Here is a 2,721-nt window from a genome sequence, read left to right on the forward strand (position 1 = left end):
CGACGACCGCTTTACACTCGAAACCAGACATCTCCCGCCTCACAGTCGATGCCCGCTAAGTGCCAAACGCGGACGTTGGCTGTGTTGTCCCAAGTCAGAGGCTGCGTTTCGGTGGCCAAGTGCGGATTAGGTTCGTTACCGCACAACCAGTTCAGCAAGGTCCACGTTTGTTGTCTCTTTGGTATTTACTGCTTTGTCGCCGGTTGCACGGAGCGCCACGCCTTCGTTTCCTGATCCCACGCTAAGGCCTCGACACAAGGCGTCGGGTTGATGCCACCGCATCTTGAGCCATGCACATCCATCAGCAGAACGCGGTTTTGGCCAAACGTAACAACATCCCAACCCTGATTAAGCAGCGAAATCACTGTATCACCAACAAGGAAGTGGGACTCACAGCCACCGGTCCCACAATAAAGTGAGGCCGCAGAAGAACAGGCAAAGGCCGAGTCATTGAGAACCCAGTCCGGCCTCAAATCACCATCGAGATCAACCCGACTGACCGCACCCCACTCCAGTGCGAACTCCCCGTTCTCAAAATCCGCACACGCCTTCTGAGCCGCTTCGACCTTCTCCGTCAGAGGCTTTGGAAGGGTGGAAAGGTCCTGTGCCTGTCCGGGACAAGCAAACACGCAAATCATCGCAATAATTGCGACGCGATTGAAGATGCTGAGCATCCTGATGCTCCCTTTCTGGTGGTCCTGGTGACACGGCGCAAGCGTCAAATTCGATATGAGATAGGTGCGGTCCGCGAACTCAAGCAATGCCCTAGACTAACTCTTGGGATACTTGCGTTGGGACACGCGAAAAACGCGGCCTTCTCCGATTACTCTATTTTCGCGACGAGCAGAAACAAAGCAACCGAGTCCACTTGGGTGAGTTCCTTCGAAACGTGGCTGATACCCGCTATGGGTCATTAACAGCAATGGCGCTCAGATCACGACGGCCGATTTACGCAAATAGCGGATGTCGCTGGCCCATGCTCCGACCTTCGACAGCAGGAGGTTCATCATGGAAACGATACAGTTTGTCCCAAGTTGCCAGCCGGTCCACAGCGAGCCATGGAATAAGGGAAAGTTGAGCGGAAGCAAGCCGCCGCTGCTACCGAAACACGTCTGGGCGATCCGAACGCGACTGCAAATGCTGGGCAAGAAGCGAGATCTCGCGCTCTTCAACTTGGCGATCGATAGTAAGCTGCGGGGGTGTGACCTAGTTCGACTTCGGGTACTGGATGTTGCACCCCGCGGCTACGCGCTCGACAGGGCCTCGATCCGGCAACGCAAGACCTGTCAGTTGGTCAAGTTCGAGATCACCGAGCAGACCAAACTGGCCATTGACGCGCATCTGGCTGCGCTGCCGAGCATCGGAGATCGGTTCCTTTTTCCGGGCAAGACGGTAGGAACGCACCTGAGCACAAGGCAGTATGCGCGACTGCTCAACAATTGGCTGGCTCTGATTGGCCTCGATCCGTCGATATTTGGGACGCATTCACTCCGAAGGACCAAGGCGACCTTGATTTACCGAAAAACAGGAAACCTGAGGGCGGCTCAACTGCTCCTGGGACACACCAAGATTGAGAGCACCGTTCGATACCTTGGAATTGAGGTCGATGACGCCCTTGAGATCGCCGAGAAGGTAGACGTCTGAAAATTAGGGTGAAGCGGCCCTGTTCCGCTCCACCCTATACGTCCAATTTGTGCAAATAACCGAACTAAGTGCCGGGTGGCTGCCGTTAAGGGAAGCTGCCCGGGCGGCACGTTAAGATCGCGACAGGTGCGAAGCCTACAGGGCACCTTCGTCGGTCATCGACATCACCTCGGCGACGACACCGTCTTTGGAGAGACACTTCCACGGCGCCTTATTGGGTCCGACGCCGACCATCACCAGTGTGTTGGCCTCGGACTCTTCGACGCTGAGCGTCACCACCTCACCATTGTTTGTCTGGGTGGAAACAGCCTGAAGGCACGCCTGCTCATCCTTGCTAGGCGTTGCCTGCGAAGCGCCGGCCATGGCGCCAGCACCATCGTCTGCGGAAGCCGCTTCAGGAGCGCCATCCATGGCGCCAGCTCCGTCGTCAGCGGTGGCGGCCGGTGCGGGAGCCGGCTGACTCTGGGCTGCGGGAGCCTCAGTCTGCGCCGCGGGCGCAGGTGTGCTGGCCGAGTCTTCTGTCTTGGCGGCGGGCGCGCTGTCTTTCACCTCTGAGGTCTCCTCAGAGCAAGCCGTCAGGGAGACAACTAAGGAAATTGCGATAAGTCCGTAGAACGCTTTCATGCTTCACCTTTGATTCTGAAATCCGAAACCTAGAGAGCACCCTCGTTCGTCATCGACATGACTTCGGCGACGACACCCCCAGAAACAAGACAACGCCATGGGGCCTTGTTCGGTCCCACGCCGACAACGACGAGATTATTTGCCTCCGACGTTTCTGTGCGAAGCACCGTTACGTCTCCGTTGTTCGTCTTGATGGAAACGGCCTGCAAGCAGGCTTGTTCATCCTTTGATGGCATCCCGCCCTCAGTCGGGCCCGGCTCGACCTCGGCGCCTGCTCCGGCCTTCTGAGGCGCACCCGTGACGATCATCTCGAGCCGGTAATTGGCCACTTCCTCTCGGCGCGCCGCGCTCCGCATCATGTACACACGGATCTTGTAGGCGCCGCTCTTCGGCAGGCCACCCTCGAACTGGTTGCCGCTGGTGGAGCCAATGAACATGGCGACCTGGTTTTCG

Annotated in this window: 4 protein-coding genes; 1 reads left to right on the forward strand and 3 read right to left on the reverse strand. The window is 57.6% G+C overall.

Features of this window, described 5'->3' with window-relative positions; translation table 11 throughout:
* Nucleotides 1–185: 185 nt before the first annotated feature.
* Nucleotides 186–674: a hypothetical protein gene (locus tag AC33YF_RS13595; protein WP_491777751.1), complete on the reverse strand. Its 489-nt coding sequence runs from the start codon at nt 672–674 to the stop codon at nt 186–188.
* 334 nt (nt 675–1,008) lie between these two features.
* Here AC33YF_RS13595 and AC33YF_RS13600 point away from each other — a divergent pair, with 334 nt between their 5' ends.
* Nucleotides 1,009–1,644, forward strand: coding sequence for a tyrosine-type recombinase/integrase (locus AC33YF_RS13600; RefSeq protein ID WP_491777752.1), 636 nt, complete (start codon nt 1,009–1,011; stop codon nt 1,642–1,644).
* Between the two features lie 135 nt (nt 1,645–1,779).
* On the opposite strand, the gene AC33YF_RS13605 is transcribed toward AC33YF_RS13600, so the two are convergent.
* On the reverse strand, nt 1,780–2,268 hold the full coding sequence (locus AC33YF_RS13605) for a hypothetical protein (RefSeq protein ID WP_491777753.1): 489 nt from the start codon (nt 2,266–2,268) through the stop codon (nt 1,780–1,782).
* 29 nt (nt 2,269–2,297) lie between these two features.
* A partial coding sequence (locus AC33YF_RS13610) for a hypothetical protein (RefSeq protein WP_491777754.1) occupies nt 2,298–2,721 on the reverse strand: 424 nt, incomplete at its 5' end.

This window comes from Methyloceanibacter sp., from assembly GCF_058506495.1.

Excerpts from the sequence above, each read along its gene's own strand:
- AC33YF_RS13595 (WP_491777751.1), bottom strand. The coding sequence starts at position 674 with ATGCTCAGCATCTTCAATCGCGTCGCAATTATTGCGATGATTTGCGTG.
- AC33YF_RS13600 (WP_491777752.1), top strand. The coding sequence starts at position 1,009 with ATGGAAACGATACAGTTTGTCCCAAGTTGCCAGCCGGTCCACAGCGAG.
- AC33YF_RS13605 (WP_491777753.1), bottom strand. The coding sequence starts at position 2,268 with ATGAAAGCGTTCTACGGACTTATCGCAATTTCCTTAGTTGTCTCCCTG.